Source organism: Pseudomonas sp. GW456-L13 (assembly GCF_017350115.1).
In the GTDB taxonomy this organism is placed as follows: domain Bacteria; phylum Pseudomonadota; class Gammaproteobacteria; order Pseudomonadales; family Pseudomonadaceae; genus Aquipseudomonas; species Aquipseudomonas jessenii.
Window position 1 is genome coordinate 984504 of sequence record NZ_JACNAS010000002.1, and the last position, 19772, is coordinate 1004275.

Below are 19772 nucleotides of genomic sequence, written 5' to 3' on the forward strand. Positions count from 1 at the left end.
AGATATGTTGCGGTGAACAGGAGGGCTTCATCGCGAGCAAGCTCGCTCCCACAGGGTGCCGGGGTGATCACAGGTTTCGCGGTTCAAGAACGGTCAGTGTGGGAGCGGGCTTGACCGCGATGGCGTCGGCACTGGCGCTATCAACATCCGCCAACAACCGCATGTTCAGGCGCAACCCGGTTCCGGTGTTCTGCGCCCAAAGCTGTCCGCCCTGACGCTGCACCGCGTTTCGGGCGATGCTCAAGCCCAGGCCAAACCCACCATCCCCCGGCCGCGAACCGTCGAGTCGGGTGAACGGCAGGAAGATCCGCTCCAGATCAGCTTCCGCCACGCCGCCGCCCTGATCTTCCAGCCATAGATGCCAGAAATCTCCATCACGCCGGCCGCCGAGCAGGACAACCCCACCATCAGGTGAATGCCGTATCGCATTGCGCAGAATGTTTTCCAATGCCTGGGCCAAGGTGTTGAGATGACCGCGAACCCAACAGGATGAATCTACGGTGCATTGCAACTGCGTATCGGGCCAACCACTTTCATAGCAGGCGTTCTCCGTGAGCATTTCCCACAGGGCCTGGATCTGGATCGCCTCGTCAGGCAAACGGGTGCGCTCGGTATCGAGCCACGCCAGTTGCAGCGTGTCTTCCACCAGCCGCTGCATGCCATCGACTTCACGGCCGATGCGTTCGCGCAATGGCTCCAGCCCCTGCTCGCTTTCACTGGCCACCCGCAGGCGGCTCAAGGGCGTGCGCAATTCGTGGGACAAGTCGCGCAGCAGTTGCTGCTGCAAGGCCACAGTACTTTGCAGGCGCTCGGACATGTGATCGAACGCCCTGCCCAACTCGCCCAATTCATCGGAACGATTGGTAGTGCGGCTCGACAGGCGCACATTCAGTTGGTCGGCACGCCAGGCATTGGCCTGTTCACGCAGACTGTTGAGCGGCACCACCAACAAACGATACAGCCCGACGCACAACAGCAAGGTGAACAATCCCGGAATCACGCCGTTGGTGATCACCCGCCAGAACACCCGGTAACGCCCGGGTACGAAGCGTTTGGGCAACTCGATCACCAGGCTGCCGACGGAGGGGTCACCGGGAAAGGGTATGCGCATCCACGGCCGGCCTTTCTTGTGGATGGGCCAATCGAGGCCGCGCAAAAAAGTCAGGCGTTCGACTTCCTTGTCCGTCAGCGATTGGTTGCTCAAGGACTGCAAATCACCGCCGATGACACCGACCCAGCCTTTTTCCCGCTGATGCATGCCTTGCAGCCAGTCATCGATACCGGCGCTCTGACGCTGCTGCCATACCTGCTCGGCTTCGGCGGCATAACCGGACAGGGTGCCGCGGGCCTCATCGGAGAGGAACTGGTTACGCTGCTCCATGTAACGGCCCCAGGACCAACTCAGCCAGATCATCAACAGACAGAAAGCGACCAATAGACAGGCCAGTTTCCAGAACAGCGAATGCCTGCCCGGCAAGTTACATGTCATCGGCGGCGCTCAGGATGTAGCCCTTGCCCCAAACCGTACGCACTTCGCGCTCGGTGTAGCCAATGGCCTTGAGCTTGCGGCGGATCTGGCTGATGTGCATGTCCAGGCTGCGGTCATGGGCCGCGTAACCGCGCTGCAGCACCTGCTGATAAAGGAAGGCTTTGCTCAGTACTTCGTCGGCGCTGCGGTGCAGCGTCTCCAGCAACCGATACTCGCTGCGGGTCAGGCCACCGGCCTGTTCGCCATAAAAGACCTCGAAGCTTTCATCTTCGAAACGCAGGCTGTCCATCGACGGGGCCGGCACTGCGGGCGCGGGTCGGCGGTCGAGTGCCACCCGCCGCAGAATGGCTTCGATGCGCACCCGCAACTCCACCATGCTGAAGGGCTTTGGCAGGTAATCATCAGCCCCCAGGCGAAAGCCGCTGATGCGATCGGCCTCGGCACCGAGGGCCGACATCAGCAACACCGGGGTGGAATGGCTCTGGCGCAATTGGGTCAGTACCGCCAGGCCGTCCATGCCCGGCAGCAGAATATCCATCAACACCACGTCGAATGGTTGCCGGCGGGCAATGTCCAGGCCTTCCTGACCGTTCTGGCACCAGGTCACCTGGAAGCCGCTGCGGTCCAGATGCTCATGCACGTAGGCGCCGAGCACAAGGTCGTCTTCGATGGACAGGATTCGGGGAAGGCCGGCAGTGATGGGAGTCATGACTATCTGCAAATAATTCTCAGTTGAGCGATTATTCAAGATTGCCTCGCCAGGGGCAACCCACCGTTTGTCCCAATTGCCAATGAGTCGTCCGATCCGACGAATGACGGCACCATTTTTACGAAGATTGCCCGCGAGCAAATCGCTACACTGCGCAAGTGGTGCATGGCGGATGCATGTGCAGGCCTATAAATAGCGGGATGCAGGAGAGATGCGTGCTCAAGAAACTGGGAATCAAAGGCCGCGTGCTGTTGCTGACCCTGTTGCCAACCAGCCTGATGGCGTTGGTGCTGGGGGGATACTTTACCTGGATGCAACAGGCTGACCTGCAAACCCAACTCATGCAGCGCGGCGAAATGATCGCCGAGCAGTTGGCTCCACTGACGGCGCCAGCCATGGGCCATCAGGACAACGAACTGCTCGAACGCATCGCCACCCAGGCCCTGGAACAAACCGACGTGCGGGCCGTGACCTTCCTGGCTCCTGACCGCACGCTGCTGGCCCACGCCGGCCCGACCATGCTCAACCAGACACCCTCCGGCAGTGGCACGCAGATGCTGCGCCGCAGTGGCAACGATGCGACCCGCTATCTGCTGCCGGTATTCGGCAAACACCGCAACCTGGCCGGGGACGTGATTCCCGAAGAAGCCGACCGCCTGCTGGGCTGGGTCGAGCTTGAACTGTCCCATAACAGCATGCTGTTGCGCGGTTACCGCAGCCTGTTCGCCAGCCTGATGTTAATCGCGGCGGGGCTCATAGGTGCGGCACTGCTGGCCTTGCGCATGGGTCGCACGATCAATCGGCCATTGAGCCAGATCAAGCAAGCCGTGGCTCAACTCAAGGACGGTCATCTGGAAACCCGCCTGCCGCCACTCGGCAGTCAGGAACTGGACGAGTTGGCCTCCGGCATCAACCGCATGGCCGGCACCCTGCAAAATGCGCAGGAAGAATTGCAGCACAGCATCGACCAGGCCACCGAAGACGTGCGCCAGAATCTGGAAACCATCGAGATCCAGAACATCGAACTGGACCTGGCGCGCAAGGAAGCCCTGGAAGCGAGCCGGATCAAGTCCGAATTCCTGGCCAACATGAGCCATGAAATCCGCACGCCGCTCAACGGCATTCTCGGTTTCACCCACCTGCTGCAAAAAAGCGAGCTCACCCCGCGCCAGCTCGACTACCTGGACACCATCGAAAAATCCGCCGACAGCCTACTAGGCATCATCAACGAGATTCTCGACTTTTCGAAAATCGAGGCCGGCAAGCTGGTGCTCGACCATATTCCGTTCAACCTGCGCGACCTGCTACAGGACACCCTGACCATCCTCGCCCCGGCTGCCCACGCCAAGCAGCTGGAACTGGTGAGCCTGGTGTACCGGGACACGCCGCTGTCGCTGGTGGGCGACCCACTGCGGCTCAAGCAGATCCTGACGAACCTGGTGAGCAACGCGATCAAGTTCACCCGCGAAGGCACCATCGTCGCCCGCGCCATGCTCGAAGAAGAACACGAAGACACCGTGCAGTTGCGCATCAGCATTCAGGACACCGGCATCGGTCTGTCGAACCAGGACGTACGCGCCCTGTTCCAGGCCTTCAGCCAGGCCGACAACTCGCTGTCGCGGCAACCCGGCGGTACTGGCCTGGGCCTGGTGATTTCCAAGCGCCTGATCGAACAGATGGGCGGTGAGATCGGCGTCGACAGCACACCGGGGGAAGGGTCGGAATTCTGGATCAGCCTGAGCCTGCCAAAAACCCGCGACGATGCCGAAGACCTGCCCTCGGCACCCTTGCTCGGGCGACGGGTGGCGGTACTGGAAAACCACGAGCTGGCACGGCAGGCGTTGCAGCATCAACTGGAAGACTGCGGCCTCAGCACCACACCGTTCAATACCCTGGAAAGCCTGACCAATGGCGTCACCGCCGCCCACCAGACCGACCAGGCGATCGACCTCGCCGTACTCGGTATCACCAGTAACGACATGCCGCCGGAACGCCTCAACCAGCACATCTGGGACCTCGAGCATCTTGGCTGCAAAGTGCTGGTGCTGTGCCCGACCACGGAACAGACGCTGTTCCATCTTTCCGTGCCCAACCCCCACAGCCAGCTCCAGGCTAAACCGGCCTGCACCCGCAAGCTGCGACGCTCCCTGTCTGACCTGGTCAACCCGCGGTCTATGCGCAGCGAGCCGGGCGAACCGGTATCCAGCCGTGCCCCGAAGGTGCTTTGCGTCGACGACAATCCGGCCAACCTGATGCTGGTGCAAACCCTGCTCGAAGACATGGGCGCCAAGGTACTCGCGGTGGAAAGCGGTTATGCCGCCGTCAAGGCGGTGCAGAACGAGACATTCGATCTGGTGTTGATGGACGTGCAGATGCCCGGCATGGACGGTCGCCAGAGCACCGAGGCGATCCGCCAGTGGGAAAGCGAACGCCATTGCACGCCCCTGCCGATCGTGGCCCTCACTGCCCACGCCATGGCCAACGAAAAACGCGCGCTGCTGCAAAGCGGCATGGACGACTACCTGACCAAACCGATCAGCGAACGGCAATTGGCACAAGTGGTGCTGAAGTGGAGCGGCCTGGCGCTGCGCAATCACAGCCCGGAGCACTCCGGCGATGGGCATGCTGGCACCCATGACCTGTTGGTGCTCGACCACGAGGAAGGATTGCGCCTGGCTGCCGGCAAGGCCGATCTGGCCGCGGACATGCTGGCGATGCTGCTGGCGTCACTGGAGGCTGACCGCGAAGCCATCCGACTGGCTCGGCAAAGCAATGAACACAACGCTCTGGTCGAACGGGTCCATCGCCTGCATGGCGCGACGCGTTACTGCGGCGTACCGCAATTGCGTGCGGCCTGCCAACGCAGCGAAACCCTGCTCAAGCAACAGGACCCGAAAGCCAGCCTGGCACTGGATGAGCTCGACCGGGCAATCAATCGCCTGGCAGCCCAGGCGCGCATGAATGCTTGATGCAGCGCAATCGCGAAGGGCTGCCGGCGAGTTAACCTGAGGACTGTCGAATGCCGGCTTGCTCAACGGCGCAGGCCACCTTCAAGGAGCACCGCATGCGTACGATTCTTTTCAGCAGCCAGAACTACGACCGCGACAGCTTTCTCGCGGCCGGGCAACCGGCCGGCATCGAGCTGCAATTTCAGACTGCGCGCCTGAGCCTCGACACGGTAGCGCTCGCCCAAGGGTATGAAGCGGTCTGCGCGTTCATCAATGATGACCTTGGCGCTGCGGTACTCGAGCGCCTGGCCGCTGGAGGCACACGCCTGATCGCCCTGCGCTCGGCCGGTTACAACCATGTCGACTTGCCGACAGCAAAACGCCTGGGACTGGCCATCGTGCGTGTCCCGGCCTATTCGCCCCACGCCGTTGCCGAACATGCAGTAGCGCTGATCCTCGCACTCAACCGCCGCTTGCCCCGCGCCTACAACCGCACTCGCGAAGGGGATTTCAGACTGCAGGGGCTGACCGGTTTCGATCTGGTGGGCAAGACCGTCGGCGTGGTCGGCACCGGTCAGATTGGTGCCACCTTCGCCAAAATCATGAGCGGATTTGGCTGCCGGTTGCTGGCCTATGACCCCTACCCCGACCCGCAGGTCGAAGCCCTCGGCGCTCGCTACCTGAGCCTGCCGCAATTGCTGGCCGAATCGCAGATCATCAGCCTGCACTGCCCGCTCAACGAGCAGAGCAAGCACTTGATCAACCGCGAGTCCCTGGCGCACATGCAACCGGGCGCGATGTTGATCAATACCGGGCGTGGCGGTCTGGTGGACACCCCGGCACTGATCGATGCCCTGAAAGACGGTCGCCTGGGTTACCTGGGGCTGGATGTGTATGAGGAGGAAGCGCAGTTGTTCTTCGAGGACCGCTCCGACCTGCCGCTGCAAGACGATGTGCTGGCACGGCTGCTGACCTTCCCCAACGTGATCGTCACCGCGCACCAGGCGTTCCTGACCCGCGAAGCACTGGACGCGATTGCCGCCACCACATTACACAACATTGCAGCCTGGACGGCGGGCACCCCGGAAAACCTGGTGACGGGAGACTGAAACGGATCGAAGGTCATCTACCTGCGCGATGCGGCGTACAAGCCCGTGCTAGCATATCGCGCATATTTGGAGGACCCATGGTCGAACACGATTTCCGCTACAGCCTGATGAACCCGCAACACACCCTCACTGAATGCCGCGCCCTGGTGCCGGGGCGCTATCAAGTCACCGGCAACGGTGGTTCGATTCGCAACAATGACGTGCTGGTTGTGACCCTCAAGGGTGCCAAGGACTTGTCCATGCGCCTGACCGTCGAAACGGTTCGCCACCTGATCAACCCGCCCGGCCAATGGGTCGCGGTAGCCAGTGGCCCGGTGTTCGGCGAACTGGCCATCCACACCTGGCAAGTGAACTGTGACAGCTGTGCCAAAGAGCTGAGCTTCGAGTTTGCCGTCGATGCCAAGCTGGGCAACAAGGCCGAAAAGCCTGCCGCCACCGCGCGGATTGCCGAGCTGGGCTGGACCAGCGTTGGCGAGAAACACCTCTGCCCGAAATGCCAGGAGCCTGCGTGATGAAAGGCCTCGCTCTGACCGCCATGGTCGGTGCCGGCCTGCTGGGCTGCGCCGCCGAGCCGGTGCAACTGCAACAGAACCGCAGCTACATTCTGGAGTGGATCGGCGAGCGGCCGTTGATGGACTACAGCCACCTGACCGTCACCCTCGACGAAGATGGCCGGGCCTACGGCAATGGCGGCTGCAACCACTGGTTCGCGCCGTACACCCTCGATGGCGACAAACTGACCTTCGGCAAAATCGGCAGCACCCGCAAATTGTGCGCGCCGGCACTGATGGAACAGGAAAAACGCTTCCTTCAGGCCCTGGAAAACGTCCAGCGCTGGGACGTCTCCCCGATCGAGCAGATACGCTTCTGGCCAGCCGAAGGCAAGCCGTTGCGTTGGTGGCTCGAGGAGGGTTGATCGCCCTTTCAGCACGGTGAAACCTGTGGGGAGGGGGCAAGCCCCCTCGCCACAAAAAGCCCCTGACCACAATGAAAACGATCATCTGATCAATTCTTCGCCTGCAACGCCTCAAGCTTCGCCATCACCCCCGCCGCCGTCTGTTCACCCATCAACTGCTCACGCACCTTGCCCTTGTTATCGATGATGTAGGTCACCGGCAATGCTTCGCTGCGCGGCAGCTCGAACAGTTCGGAAGGGTCCTGGGCCAGCACGGTGAACCTGATCCCAAGTTTCTCGCTCGCGTCCTTCAGCTCTTGCCCCTGGACATTGTCGAAGTTGACCCCGAACACACCGATTTTCTTGTCCTTGAGCTGCTCAGCCAAGGCATTCAACTCCGGTATCTCGGTACGGCAAGGCCCGCACCATTCTGCCCAGTAGTTGAGGACCAGCCATTTGCCGTCCAGTCGGTCGGCGGCGATCTTGTGGCCGTCCTGGTCGATGCCATAGTCATTACCGCAGCCCCCCAGCATCAACGCTCCGATGATCGCCAATGCTGCTGCCAGTCGCCTTGTCATGTCGTGTTCCTTGTCAAAAATTGAATGCACCTGCGACCCATCGCCTCTTACGGTTCTGGATTGCGCGCTGCACAGTTAGAATAGCCGCCACCTTACGCAAGATGCGACCCGCTCATGACCGATCTGACGCTTTATCACAATCCGCGCTGCTCGAAATCCCGCGGTGCGCTCGAACTGCTTGAAGCCCGTGGCCTGACCCCGACCGTGGTCCGCTACCTGGAAACCCCGCTGGACGCCGCGCAGATCCAGAGCCTGCTGAGCAAACTCGGGATCAGCGCCCGGCAACTGCTGCGCACCGGCGAGGACGAGTACAAGACCCTTGACCTGGCCGACAGCAGCCTGAGCGAAGCGCAATTGATTGCCGCCATCGCCGCCCACCCGAAACTGATGGAACGACCGATTCTCGAAGTCGGCAACAAGGCCATCATCGGCCGCCCACCGGAGCAGATCCTGGAACTGTTGCCATGAGTGCACCGTACATTCTGGTTCTGTACTACAGCCGCAGCGGCTCGACCAACGAAATGGCCCGGCAGATCGCCCGTGGTGTCGAACAGGCCGGGCTTGAGGCCCGCCTGCGCACGGTGCCGGCGATTTCCAGCGAGTGCGAAGCCGTTTCGCCGGAGATTCCCGACGAAGGCGCGCTGTATGCCAGCCTCGACGACCTGAAGAACTGTGCCGGCCTGGCACTCGGCAGTCCGACCCGCTTCGGCAACATGGCGGCACCACTGAAGTATTTCCTCGACGGCACCAGCAACCTGTGGCTGACCGGCGCCCTGGTGGGAAAACCGGCGGGTGTGTTCACCTCCACCGCGAGCCTGCACGGCGGCCAGGAGACCACGCTGCTGTCGATGATGCTGCCGTTGCTGCACCACGGCATGCTGATCACCGGCCTGCCCTACAGCGAGTCGGCACTGCTGGAAACCCAGGGAGGCGGTACGCCATACGGCGCCAGCCACCACGCCGGCGCCGACGGCAAAAGCGGTCTGGACGCCCATGAAGTGGCGTTGTGCCGCGCGCTGGGTCTGCGCCTGGCCAAGACCGCACAGAAACTGGAGAGCTGAGGTGGCCAAGAAGCCGAAGATCCTGCCCGCCCTCAAATGGCTCGAACCACGCGTCAAGGCGATGCGCGCCATCAGCCTGCTGTGCTTTTTCGGCCTGGTGGGACTGCTGTGTGTTTACTACCTGGCGATTGCCGATCTGCATGGGGCACGCCCCTGGGTGATCCTGTTGATCGAACTGGTGCCACTGCTGATTCTGGCACCGGGGATGATCGTCGGCAGCCCTCGCGGGCATTCGTGGATGTGCTTTGTGGTGAACCTGTACTTCATCAAGGGCGCATTGGCTGCCTATGACCCGAACCGGCAAGTCTTCGGCTTGCTGGAGATGGGCGCGAGTCTGGCGGTGTTTTGCTCGGCGCTGCTGTATGTGCGCTGGCGGTATCAGTTGAACCGCAAGTTGGCTGGCGAGGGCGAACCCTCCGTCGCCTGACCCACAGCTATCGCGAGCAGGCTCGCTCCCACAGGGGATTTTGTGAACGACACAGATCCAATGTGGGAGCGGGCTTGCCCGCGATTGGGGCGACTCGGTCTCAATGATTGACTGTGTAAGCCAGCATCATCGAAATCTGGCTCATCGGCCGCCCGCCGCTTTCCTCATGCCACTGGTTGAACACGTCCTGCACCAACGCCAGGTCGCGCAGACTGCTCGGCACCTTGTCGATGATGTCCTGCGCATTCAGCGCCGCCACTACGTCATAGCTCGGTACAAAGGTGTCCTTGCCGATCATCCGCAAGAAGCGCGGGGCTGACAGCCCGCCCAACTGATGTCCACGTTTTTTCAGGAAGGTCCAGAGCCCGACGATATCGGTCACCGGCCAGTCGGCGATGAGCGCGCCGAAGCTGCCCTTTTCATGGGCCACGTCCAGTATGAACTGCGCATTGCGCGGCACGCTCTTGAGCTTGCCCAAGTGACGGATGATCCGCGTGTCCTGCATCAGGCGCTCAAGGTGCTCGGCGCTCATCAGCACGACTTTTTCCGGGTCGAACCTGAAGAACACTTCTTCGAAGGCCGGCCACTTGGCATCCACCAGGCTGTGCTTGAGCCCGGCGCGGAACACCCGTAGCGCCATCATCGAGAGGTAGCGATCGTCGCTGATCTTGCGCAGTTGCGCGGGAGTCTTGGGAACGGGCAGATGGGCTTCCAGTTCAGCTGCCGAACCGAAGCGGTTCAAGCAGTACTCATTCAGCCACTTGTAGTCGCGCATGCCCTCTCCTGGAGGTTGAAACAAAATACAGTTGTAGGAGTGAGCCTGTGGCGAGGGGGCTTGCCCCCGTTGGGCTGCGAAGCGGCCCCAAGATCTCCCAAGCACCAAAGATCTTGTGAGTGCTACGCACTCAAACGGGGCGGTGCGGCGTTCCGACAAGCCCCCTCACCACAGGCTCGCTCCCACAGTAGTTGTGGTCAGAGGTTGACCACGTTGACGAAGCGCGAAGCGGCGCTTTCGTCGATCTTGAGGCTGGTGAAGTCGAACAGGTTGCGATCCGCCAGTTGGGACGGGATCACGTTCTGCAGGCTACGGAAAATGCTCTCGGTACGGCCCGGGGTCTTGCGTTCCCAGTCCAGCAGCATTTCCTTGACCACCTGACGCTGCAGGTTCTCCTGGGAACCGCAGAGGTTGCACGGAATGATCGGGAATTGCTTGAAGTCCGAGTAGGCCTGGATGTCTTTTTCGTTGCAGTAGGCCAGCGGGCGGATCACCACATTACGACCATCGTCGGCGCGCAGTTTTGGTGGCATGGCCTTGAGCGAACCGTTGAAGAACATGTTCAGGAAGAACGTTTCGACGATGTCGTCGCGATGGTGACCGAGGGCCATCTTGGTCGCGCCGATTTCATCGGCGAAGGTGTAGAGCGTTCCGCGACGCAGGCGCGAGCACAACGAGCAGGTGGTCTTGCCTTCCGGGATCAGCTCCTTGACCACCGAGTAAGTGTCTTTCTCGACGATGTGGTACTCGATCCCCAGTTCCTTGAGGTAGGCCGGCAGCACGTGCTCCGGGAAACCCGGCTGCTTCTGGTCCATGTTCACGGCCACGATCTCGAACTTGATCGGCGCGACCTTCTGCAAGTGCATCAGCACATCGAGCATGGTATAGCTGTCCTTGCCACCGGACAGGCAGACCATGACCTTGTCGCCGTCTTCAATCATGTTGAAATCGGCAACTGCCTCACCGGCCAGTCGGCGAAGGCGCTTTTGCAGTTTGTTCTGGTTGACCGTGAGAGTGCCCATGACGCGAAATCCGTGAGGTGTGACGAAAGGCCGGCATTTTACGCAAAAACGCCTCAGGGGCGAAGTGCCTCGCCAAAAGGGCTGTTCGCCACAGACCCTGCGGCGATTAACAACTGCGTTTACAGCGCGATTTGCTCTAAAGCCCTTACTCCCTCTGAGGAAACTCCTCCCTATACTGCGACATAAGGTCACATACAAATTCAGACCTATGACTTGCTTGGCCGCATTGGCCCGTAGGCGCTCCACTGGGGGGCGACGGTAAAAACAAGAGGAGTGACTGGCATGATCCATCACGTAGTGGGGCTCTTCACCCACCCTGACCAAGAATGGAAAGAAATCCGTGGCGACCAGGAGGAAAGCATCAGCCACATGTACCTGACCCATACGCTGATCCTGGCGGCGATCCCCGCCGTGTCTGCCTTTATTGGCACCACACAGGTCGGCTGGGTCATCGGCAATCGACCTCCCGTAATGCTGACCGTAGAAAGCGCGATATGGATGACGATCATGTCGTACCTGGCGATGCTCGGTGGTGTGGCCGTAATGGGCGCCTTCATCCACTGGATGGCCCGCACCTATGACGCCAACCCAAGCCTGGCCCGCTGCATTGCGTTTGCCACCTACACCGCTACACCGCTGTTCATCGGCGGTCTCGCCGCCTTGTACCCGCACCTGTGGCTGGGGATGATCGTCGGTACCGCAGCGATCTGCTACACGGTGTACTTGCTGTATGTGGGCTTGCCGACATTCATGAACATTCCATCTGACGAGGGCTTCCTGTTTTCAAGTTCGGTGCTCGCCGTAGGCCTGGTGGTGCTGGTCGCCATCATGGCGTTCACAGTAATTGTCTGGGGACTCGGCGTGGGCCCGGTCTACACCAGTTAGCCGCTCATCACTGAAAATCAGAACTGCCGACAAAGGCCGCCGCAAGGCGGTCTTTTCATTCTTCAGCAACGAGAACGCACACGACCATTCGGCAACCTGGTGATTCGCAAGGTCCGAGGGTTGCGGCATACTCGACCGCTCTGGAGATCCATCAAGCATGCCCGAGCAACTCAATACCCGCGTCGAAGACTGTTTCCAACTAGCCGAATCCTTTTTTAAACGACCTTTCAAGCGCCCCGTGGTGAGCCTCAAGCTGCGCGGGCAAAAAGCCGGTGTCGCGCATTTGCACGAGAACCTGCTGCGCTTCAACCCGCAGCTGTACCGGGAAAATACCGAAGATTTCCTCAAGCAGACCGTGGCCCATGAAGTCGCGCACCTGATCGCCCACCAACTGTTCGGCGACCGCATCCAACCCCATGGTGAAGAGTGGCAACTGATCATGCGCGGCGTGTACGAACTGCCGCCCAACCGCTGCCACACCTATGACGTCAAACGCCGCAGCGTGACCCGCTACATCTACAAGTGCCCGTGCGTCGACAGCGACTTCCCGTTTTCGGCACAGCGCCACAGCCTGGTTCGGCAGGGACGGCGGTATTTGTGTCGGCGGTGCCGCAATACGTTGGTGTTCAGTGGCGAGATGCGGGTCGAGTAGTTGGATTTTCGGTGTTTGTGCTGCCGCTATCGCGAGCAAGCTCGCTCCCACAGAGAATCTGTGGCGTGACACAAACCCAGTGTGGGAGCGAGCTTGCTCGCGATGGCGGCCTGACAGGCACTAAAGAATCACCTTGGCCCGCCGCAACTGCTCGATCCGCTCAGCACTGAACCCCAACTCTCCCAACACCTGATCCGTATGCTGCCCCAGCGCCGCGCCAATATGCCGGGGCTCCGGCAAACCTTGCGAAAACTTCAACGGGCACGCCATCTGCGCCTGGGTCGAGCCATCGCCACGAGGTACGTCGGCCACCAACTCCCGCGCCTGCAACTGCGGATGACCGAGCGCTTCTCCCAGGCTCAACACTGGCTCGACACACGCATCCAGCTCTGCGAACAGCGCGCGCAACTCGGCAAAGTCATGCTTTTCGAATTCGAGCTTCAGCGCGTCTTTAAGCTGTTTCTGATGCGCCGGTTGCGGTGACAGGCCGAGGCCGGCCAATTCCTCCAGACCCAATGCCGTGCACAACTGTTTCATGAAGACCGGCTCCAGGCTGCCCACCGACAGCCAGCGCCCATCCCGGGAGCGGTAGTAATCGTAGAAACTGCCGCCATTGAGCACCTGGTTTTCCGGTCCCGGCTCGACGCCGCAGGCCAGATACCCGGCACCGGCCATCGCATTGAGGCTGAACGCGCAGTCGGTCATGCTGACATCCAGGTGCTGGCCCTGCCCGGTTTGCTGTCGGGCGATGACTGCCGCCAGCAAGCCAATCACCCCGTGCAGCGAACCACCGGCGACATCCGCCACCTGCATGCCCAACGGCAACGGCCCAGTGTCGGCACGGCCGGTGTAACTCGCCAGCCCGGACAGGGCCAGGTAGTTGATGTCATGACCGGCGCGGTCCTTGTAGGGGCCCGTCTGGCCATAGCCGGTGATCGACACATAAATCAGTCTCGGATTGATCGCCTTCAGGGCTTCGTAACCCAGGCCCAGACGCTCCATGACACCCGGACGGAACTGCTCGAGCACAATGTCGTAGTCCTGCAGCAACGACCTGATCACCTCCAGCGCCTCAGGCTGCTTGAGATCCAGGGCCAGGCTGCGCTTGTTGCGATTGAGATAGGCATGACTGGCTGACACACCTTGATCGTGGGGCGGCAACACCCGCAGCAAATCCATGCGGGTCGGCGATTCGATGCGCAGCACTTCGGCGCCCATGTCCGCCAGCAGCAACGAGGCGAACGGCCCCGGTAGCAGTGTCGAGAAATCCAGAACCTTGAGTGATGCCAGTGGACCGAGCATAAGTGTTCTCCAGTGCGATCCTCCAAGCCTAGGCAGCCGAGAACATCGCAGCAATCACCTGATGCGTCACTGGCGGTGACCGTTGCGCTCAAATCGCAGGCATGAAAAACCCGCCGAAGCGGGTTTTTCATTGCAGGCCGAGTTTCTGTTGAGCGTTTACTTGACGCTGGCCGGGGCTGGGCCTTCGGCCACGCCCAGGTCGTCTACTTCACGCTCGTCGGAGATACCGCGACCGCCGGAAGCCAGTTCGACTTGCAGCGTGTCTTCGTCCAGCTCTTTCACCCACTTGGCCACGACCAGGGTCGCAACAGCGTTACCCACCAGGTTGGTCAGGGCACGGGCTTCGGACATGAAGCGGTCGATACCGAGGATCAGCGCCAAGCCGGCAACCGGCAGGTGGCCCACGGCGGACAGGGTGGCAGCCAACACGATGAAGCCACTACCGGTCACACCGGCGGCGCCCTTGGAGGACAACAGCAGCACCAGCAGCAAGGTGATCTGGGCAGTGAGGTCCATTGGGGTGTCAGTCGCCTGAGCGATGAACACAGCGGCCATGGTCAGGTAGATCGACGTACCGTCGAGGTTGAACGAGTAACCAGTCGGGATCACCAGACCCACAACGGATTTCTGTGCACCCAGGCGTTCCAATTTGATCAGCATGCGTGGCAGAGCGGATTCCGAAGAGGAAGTGCCCAGCACGATCAGCAGTTCTTCACGGATGTAGCGAATCAATTTGATGACGCTGAAACCGTGCGCGCGGCAGATGGCACCCAGTACCAGGAGCACGAACAGGATGCAGGTGATGTAGAAGCAGATCATCAACTGGCCCAGTTGCACCAGCGAACCGACGCCGTAGGCACCGATGGTGAACGCCATCGCACCGAACGCACCGACTGGAGCGAGCTTCATGATCATGTTGATGATGTTGAACATCACGTGAGCAAAGCGATCGATGAAGTCCAGCACCGGCTTGCCGTAGGCACCCAGGCGATGCAGGGCGAAACCGAAGATCACCGAGAACATCAGCACTTGCAGGATGTCGCCGTTGGCGAACGCGCCGACGATGGTGTTCGGGATCACGTTGAGGACAAAGGCAATGATGCTTTGGTCTTTACCAGCCGAGATGAAGCCAGCGATTTTGCTGGTATCCAGGGTCGATACGTCGATGTGCATGCCGGCACCCGGTTGCACGACGTTGACCACGACCAGGCCGATCAGCAAGGCAAGGGTGGACACGATTTCGAAGTACAGCAGCGCATAGCCGCCGGTCTTGCCGACCGATTTCATGTTCTGCATGCCGGCGATACCACTGACGACGGTACAGAAGATGATCGGCGCGATGACCATTTTGATCAGTTTGATGAACCCGTCACCCAGCGGTTTGAGGGCTACACCGGTCTGCGGGTAGAAGTGACCGAGCAAAATGCCGATAGCGATGGCAACGATCACCTGGAAGTACAGGGATTTATACAGTGGCTGACGAGTCGTCATTGCAAAGTTCCTCAAAGGTGCCCGGTGACAACATCCAGCTGTTGCCCGCAACACCGCGATTGCGAACCCTCCTGCACTGGAGGGATTTGTTTTTTCGAGCTGCGCAACGGCAGGCATCTGCTCGTTGTATCGCAAGGCCCGTGCCACCTTCCGTAAAACCCCCTGCAAGCCTTTTTATATCTGGGGTTGCAGCGAATTCCCTGTCACCGAACGGCTACAAGCATGTGGCGGATTTCCGCCCCTGCACTGAAAGTCGTCCTGCAATTTGGCGGATATCCGCCCTGTTCACGCCCGCGGCGCGCAGCTAACATCCGTCGATCAACGGTCAGATCTGCTGCCATGCGCGAACGTACCATCGCCAGTCACTTCGCCCGCGCCGCCCTGTGTGGTGCGCGTCGGCACGGCTACGACTATTCGGGCTTGCTACAGCAACTGGGAATCAGCCCCGAGTTGCTGGACGAACCCCGGGCACGCATCGCTCCGGAGCAATTCACCCAACTGATCCAGGCGTTATGGCTGGCACTGGACGACGAGTACCTCGGGTTCGGGCAAGCCCCAAGCAGGCCGGGCAGCTTCGCAATGATGTGCCATGCCGTGATTCACTGCCGCAGCCTGGATAAGGCACTCCATCGCGGCTTGTTGTTTTACAGCCTGTTCCCCGGGGCGCCGCGTTTGACCCTGAGCCGCGAAGATGAATGGGTGCGCCTGAGCCTGGACGACTCGCAGCTCTGGGACCCGGATCATTTCCTCAGTGAAAGCCTGCTGGTGATCTGGCACCGTTTCGGCAGCTGGCTGATCGGCCAGCGCATTCGCCTGGAACAGGCCACGTTCAGCTACCCCCGGCCGGAACACGGCGCCGAGTACGACCTGCTGTTTTCCTGTCCGCTTGAGTTTTCCAAGCCCCAGAGCAGCCTGTTGTTTCACAGCCGCTACCTGGCCATGCCGTTGTTGCAGGATGAACGCACCCTCAAGCATTTCCTCGAACGCTCCCCCGCCGACCTGCTCTCGCGCCCGGACGATGGCGACAGCTTGAGCAGCCGCCTGCGGCGCTTGCTCAGTCGCGACAGTTCACACTGGCCCGACCTGGAAGCCGTGGCCGCCCACCTGCACATCAGCCCGCAGACCTTGCGCCGGCATTTGCGGGAAGAGGGTTCGAGCTTTCAGGAATTGAAGGACCAGTTGCGCCGGGACATCGCGATTTATCACCTGAGCCGCGCCGACCTGTCGTTGCAACAGATCGCCGAGCAGTTGGGGTTTTCCGAGCCATCGGCGTTTCACCGGGCGTTCAAGAAATGGACGGGGCTAACGCCGGGGGCTTATCGGGCGCAGGAGAACTGAATTTTCAGCACCCGCGTTACACCCCGTCCAGATTTGGCGAACGCTTACCCTGGAGGCGGGATGATCAGTGACAGGCCAGGGTAAATTTTGTCTGGATGATCCAGCACCGACCTGTTCGCATTAAAGATCAGTAGGTATTTGGCAGCATCGCCATAAAACTCTCTGGCAATTGTGGACAATGTATCGCCCCTTACCACCACATACATATTCAACTGACTGACCGGCGCAATCGCCAGTGTGGCCGGTGACTCGAAGTCCACATCGCCCAGCAGGTTCACTTGTCCGATGAACCGGCCAAGATTATTGGCCGTGGTCGCATGTATGTCATGCATCAGCACAATGGAATTCTTTCTTTTCCTTACTTGCTCAACACCATGGGATACCCAGCCCCCCGGTTGGTAGTTGCTGCTCCAGTCCAGGGTATCCACGCTCCAGAGAACCTGCCGGTACCCCAACTCGGCGACAGTGCGATCGACCATCGCGTCGTGAGCGCCATAAGGCGGCCTCATGATCAGGTCCGGCTGCTGGTAGGGAGTCAGCGCCTGCTCCGTCATTTTGACTTGATCGATGATGGTGTCTTTGTCCTGGCCGACCAGTCTTAGATGATCGTAAGTGTGATTGCCGATCCGGTGCCCTTCGCCCAGGATGCGCTTGATACGCTCGCCATGCCTGGCAACCAGATTGCCAACAATAAAAAACGTTGCCTTGATATCAAACAGCTCCAGTGTTTCCAGCACGGTTTCGGTCTGGGCTTGCCGAGGACCGTCGTCAAACGTCAGCCAAACTTTCTTCCTTTCCATCCTTATCTCCTTTGGTGGCTTGTAACGCTTCAGCCCCTATCCACTCATGCAAGCAACACAGACTCTGCGTGTGCATGTCGTCAATAAGGCGAGGCTTATTACTTGCCACCAAACGACTGAACGCCAACAAAACATTGTTGCCGGTCGTTTAACGCTTGATGCCTGTAGCCCGAAAAGACTGCTATCAAATACCCGTTCACACCGCCGGAAAATAAATCCGGAACGCCGCTCCGCCCATTGGTGAATCCCCCAGGGTCAGCTGGGCGTGGTAGCTCTCGATGATGTCCTTGACCACCGCCAGGCCGATACCCTGCCCCGGGTGCTGGCGGTCCAGGCGTTCTCCGCGCTCGAGAATCCGTGCGCGCTGATCCTGTGGTACGCCAGGGCCGTCGTCCTCGACACACAACTGCGTGCCGCTGAGGGTTTCACGCACACTGAGGCGTATTTCGCCCAGGCACAGGCGATAGGCGTTTTCCAGCAGATTGCCCATCATTTCCAGCAGGGCACCCTGCTCGATCGGTACGTAACATGGGTCGGGCAAATCGAACGCGACGTGCACGCGCTTGTCGCGATAAACCTTGTCCAGCGTGTCACACAAGCTTTTCAGTACCGGCCGCAAATGCACCTGATGACGTACCAGGCCGCTTTTGCGCAGGCTGGCGCGCTGCAACTGGTAGCTGATCTGCTGGCTCATGCGTTCGATCTGGGTTTGCAGCACCCAGGCCTGATCGCGATCCTCGGGACGCTGGGCCATGTCTTCACTGACGCCTTGCAGCACCGCCAAGGGCGTTTTCAGGCTATGAGCCAGGTCGTCGAGGGAATCACGATAGCGACTGCGCTGCTCACGCTCACTATGCAGCAAACGGTTGAGGGAACCGGTCAGGCGCAGCAACTCCCGGGGATGTTCCTCACTGAGGCTTTCGCGGGTGCCACCTTCGATCTGGTCCAGTTCCTGGCTCAAGCGCCGCAATGCCTGCAAGCCCCAGGTCAGGCCGATCCACAGCAACGCCAGCAGCACCAGCAGTGCCGCGCCAAAACCCAGATAGAGATTTTCCCGCAGGCCTTCGAGGGTCAGTTCGTACTCGCGAACCGGCTGCAACGCCACGATGCTGAAGGCTGCACTTTTGCCGCCGAGCAACTTGACCTCGACGTCGTAGACGAAGAACTCCTGGCCATTGGCTTCGCGGATCCGCGCAAACTCGCTGCCACGTCCGTCGTAGCGCGGCTTGTAGTTGATGCGTTCTTCCTGGGTCGCCTTCGAACGCCAGACCAGTTGCCCTTCACGGTCATAGATATAGCCGAGCAATCGGCTGTCGGTGAGGTTGAAGCGCTCGTCGGGCAATTGCGCTGGCATCTGCAGGCTGTTGTTCTCCACCCGGGCAGCCGAGATCAGCGTGGTCACGTCGGATGCCAGACGCTGCTCGATGGAGTCCTGCAGCGCCAGGCTGAAGGCACCCTGCATCGCAGGCAGCAACGCCAGCATGAACAACACCGCCAACAGCGTGGCGGCGAGCATCAAGCGTATGCGCAGCGAACGGATCAAGTGCAACGCTCGTTGAACAGGTAGCCCAGGCCGCGCACGGTGTCGATCGGTTTGAACCCGCCCGGCCCCTCCAGTTTGCGGCGCAGACGGCCGACCAGCACCTCGATCACATTCGGATCACGCTCGTCGTCATCCGGGTAGAGCTGTTCCATCAAGCGATCCTTGGGCACCACTTGCTGATGGTGACGCATCAGGTATTCGAGAATGCGGTACTCATACGCAGTCAGTGCCAACGGCTGATCGTCGAGGGACGCCTGCTTGCGGTTCAGATCCAGCAGTAACGGGCCAGCGACGATGGTCGACTGGGTGAAACCGCTGGAGCGTCGCAGCAAGGCATTCAGGCGGGCCTCCAGTTCTTCGAACTGAAACGGCTTGACCAGATAATCATCGGCGCCGGCGGCCAGGCCTTCGACCTTGTCCTGCCAGTTACCGCGCGCGGTGAGGATCAGGATCGGGAAGGTTTTGCCACTTGAGCGCAACTGCCGGATCAGGTCGAGCCCGCTAATGCCCGGCAGACCGAGGTCGATCACCGCCAGGTCAAAGTTGAACTGGGCTGTCTGGTACAGCGCCTCCTCGGCGTTGGCCACGGACTCGACCACGTGGCCGCTCTCCGTCAGGCGGGTTTGCAGGTGATGACGCAGCAGCGCTTCATCTTCGACGACCAGCAATTTCATATTGCTCTCCCGGGCAAATCAACATCTCCATAGGCGCAACGTCGCACCTCAAGAGCTAACATGGCAACGCCGGA

General features: G+C 60.5%; 20 protein-coding genes. 10 read left to right on the forward strand and 10 right to left on the reverse strand.

The genetic code is table 11. The features are described 5' to 3' along the window. Nucleotides 1-67: 67 nt before the first annotated feature. Complete coding sequence (locus J4D25_RS18535; protein WP_057713654.1) at nt 68-1489, reverse strand: sensor histidine kinase; 1422 nt, start codon at nt 1487-1489, stop codon at nt 68-70. Next, nucleotides 1479-2198, reverse strand: coding sequence for a response regulator transcription factor (locus J4D25_RS18540; protein WP_057713653.1), 720 nt, complete (start codon nt 2196-2198; stop codon nt 1479-1481). Before J4D25_RS18540 ends, J4D25_RS18535 begins: the two co-directional genes overlap by 11 nt. Before the next feature lie 215 nt (nt 2199-2413). On the opposite strand from J4D25_RS18540, the gene J4D25_RS18545 reads away from it, so the two are divergent. The 4 genes from J4D25_RS18545 (at nt 2414) to J4D25_RS18560 (ending at nt 7171) form a co-directional block, all read left to right on the forward strand. After that, on the forward strand, nt 2414-5167 hold the full coding sequence (locus J4D25_RS18545) for a response regulator (RefSeq protein WP_057713652.1): 2754 nt from the start codon (nt 2414-2416) through the stop codon (nt 5165-5167). Nucleotides 5168-5262: 95 nt separating this feature from the next. After that, a complete protein-coding gene (locus tag J4D25_RS18550; RefSeq protein WP_057713651.1) occupies nt 5263-6255 on the forward strand; it encodes a 2-hydroxyacid dehydrogenase in 993 nt (330 codons plus the stop codon). A gap of 77 nt (nt 6256-6332) precedes the next feature. Then, nucleotides 6333-6767: a hypothetical protein gene (locus J4D25_RS18555; protein ID WP_056728017.1), complete on the forward strand. Its 435-nt coding sequence runs from the start codon at nt 6333-6335 to the stop codon at nt 6765-6767. Further along, nucleotides 6767-7171 carry an META domain-containing protein gene (locus J4D25_RS18560; RefSeq protein WP_057713650.1) on the forward strand — a complete coding sequence of 135 codons (405 nt, stop codon included), beginning with the start codon at nt 6767-6769 and terminating at the stop codon, nt 7169-7171. Before J4D25_RS18555 ends, J4D25_RS18560 begins: the two co-directional genes overlap by 1 nt. 89 nt (nt 7172-7260) lie before the next feature. Here J4D25_RS18560 and J4D25_RS18565 read toward each other — a convergent pair whose 3' ends face one another. Continuing rightward, nucleotides 7261-7728, reverse strand: coding sequence for a TlpA disulfide reductase family protein (locus J4D25_RS18565; protein ID WP_057713649.1), 468 nt, complete (start codon nt 7726-7728; stop codon nt 7261-7263). Between the two features lie 114 nt (nt 7729-7842). Between J4D25_RS18565 and arsC the strand changes: the two genes are divergently transcribed. From arsC to J4D25_RS18580, 3 genes are read left to right on the forward strand one after another with little or no spacing between them, the layout of a single operon-like run. Beyond that, nucleotides 7843-8196 (forward strand): arsenate reductase (glutaredoxin), encoded by a 354-nt coding sequence (gene arsC, locus J4D25_RS18570; protein WP_057713648.1) that lies wholly within the window; start codon nt 7843-7845, stop codon nt 8194-8196. Continuing rightward, nucleotides 8193-8789: an NAD(P)H:quinone oxidoreductase gene (gene wrbA / locus J4D25_RS18575; protein ID WP_057713647.1), complete on the forward strand. Its 597-nt coding sequence runs from the start codon at nt 8193-8195 to the stop codon at nt 8787-8789. Before arsC ends, wrbA begins: the two co-directional genes overlap by 4 nt. 1 nt (nt 8790) lies before the next feature. Then, nucleotides 8791-9216 (forward strand): DUF2069 domain-containing protein, encoded by a 426-nt coding sequence (locus J4D25_RS18580; protein ID WP_057713646.1) that lies wholly within the window; start codon nt 8791-8793, stop codon nt 9214-9216. A gap of 100 nt (nt 9217-9316) precedes the next feature. Here J4D25_RS18580 and J4D25_RS18585 read toward each other — a convergent pair whose 3' ends face one another. Together J4D25_RS18585 and ttcA are read right to left on the reverse strand one after the other, a co-directional pair. Next, a complete protein-coding gene (locus tag J4D25_RS18585) occupies nt 9317-9991 on the reverse strand; it encodes a DNA-3-methyladenine glycosylase I (protein ID WP_057713645.1) in 675 nt (224 codons plus the stop codon). Nucleotides 9992-10188: 197 nt separating this feature from the next. After that, the gene (gene ttcA / locus J4D25_RS18590) at nt 10189-11013 is read right to left on the reverse strand and encodes a tRNA 2-thiocytidine(32) synthetase TtcA (protein WP_008051493.1); all 825 of its coding nucleotides are present in this window, start codon (nt 11011-11013) and stop codon (nt 10189-10191) included. A 282-nt stretch (nt 11014-11295) separates the two neighbouring features. On the opposite strand from ttcA, the gene J4D25_RS18595 reads away from it, so the two are divergent. Continuing rightward, nucleotides 11296-11898: a Yip1 family protein gene (locus tag J4D25_RS18595; protein ID WP_008051494.1), complete on the forward strand. Its 603-nt coding sequence runs from the start codon at nt 11296-11298 to the stop codon at nt 11896-11898. Between the two features lie 157 nt (nt 11899-12055). After that, nucleotides 12056-12550, forward strand: coding sequence for a SprT family zinc-dependent metalloprotease (locus J4D25_RS18600; protein ID WP_057713644.1), 495 nt, complete (start codon nt 12056-12058; stop codon nt 12548-12550). A gap of 120 nt (nt 12551-12670) precedes the next feature. Here J4D25_RS18600 and J4D25_RS18605 read toward each other — a convergent pair whose 3' ends face one another. Both J4D25_RS18605 and J4D25_RS18610 read right to left on the reverse strand, forming a co-directional pair. Next, nucleotides 12671-13852 carry a CaiB/BaiF CoA-transferase family protein gene (locus J4D25_RS18605; protein ID WP_057713643.1) on the reverse strand — a complete coding sequence of 394 codons (1182 nt, stop codon included), beginning with the start codon at nt 13850-13852 and terminating at the stop codon, nt 12671-12673. Between the two features lie 156 nt (nt 13853-14008). Then, nucleotides 14009-15343, reverse strand: a complete 1335-nt coding sequence (locus J4D25_RS18610; RefSeq protein ID WP_057713642.1) for a dicarboxylate/amino acid:cation symporter — start codon at nt 15341-15343, stop codon at nt 14009-14011. 339 nt (nt 15344-15682) lie between these two features. On the opposite strand from J4D25_RS18610, the gene J4D25_RS18615 reads away from it, so the two are divergent. Beyond that, nucleotides 15683-16681, forward strand: coding sequence for an AraC family transcriptional regulator (locus tag J4D25_RS18615; RefSeq protein ID WP_057713641.1), 999 nt, complete (start codon nt 15683-15685; stop codon nt 16679-16681). 44 nt (nt 16682-16725) lie between these two features. Here the strand turns inward: J4D25_RS18615 and J4D25_RS18620 are convergent, their stop codons facing one another. The 3 genes from J4D25_RS18620 to J4D25_RS18630 form a co-directional block, all read right to left on the reverse strand. Beyond that, entirely contained in the window at nt 16726-17481 is a 756-nt protein-coding gene (locus tag J4D25_RS18620) for a polysaccharide deacetylase family protein (RefSeq protein WP_057713640.1), read from the reverse strand. Between the two features lie 196 nt (nt 17482-17677). After that, entirely contained in the window at nt 17678-19024 is a 1347-nt protein-coding gene (locus tag J4D25_RS18625) for an ATP-binding protein (RefSeq protein ID WP_057713639.1), read from the reverse strand. Then, entirely contained in the window at nt 19021-19698 is a 678-nt protein-coding gene (locus J4D25_RS18630; protein ID WP_057713638.1) for a response regulator transcription factor, read from the reverse strand. The genes J4D25_RS18625 and J4D25_RS18630 overlap by 4 nt, the downstream gene beginning before the upstream one ends. Nucleotides 19699-19772: the final 74 nt, after the last annotated feature.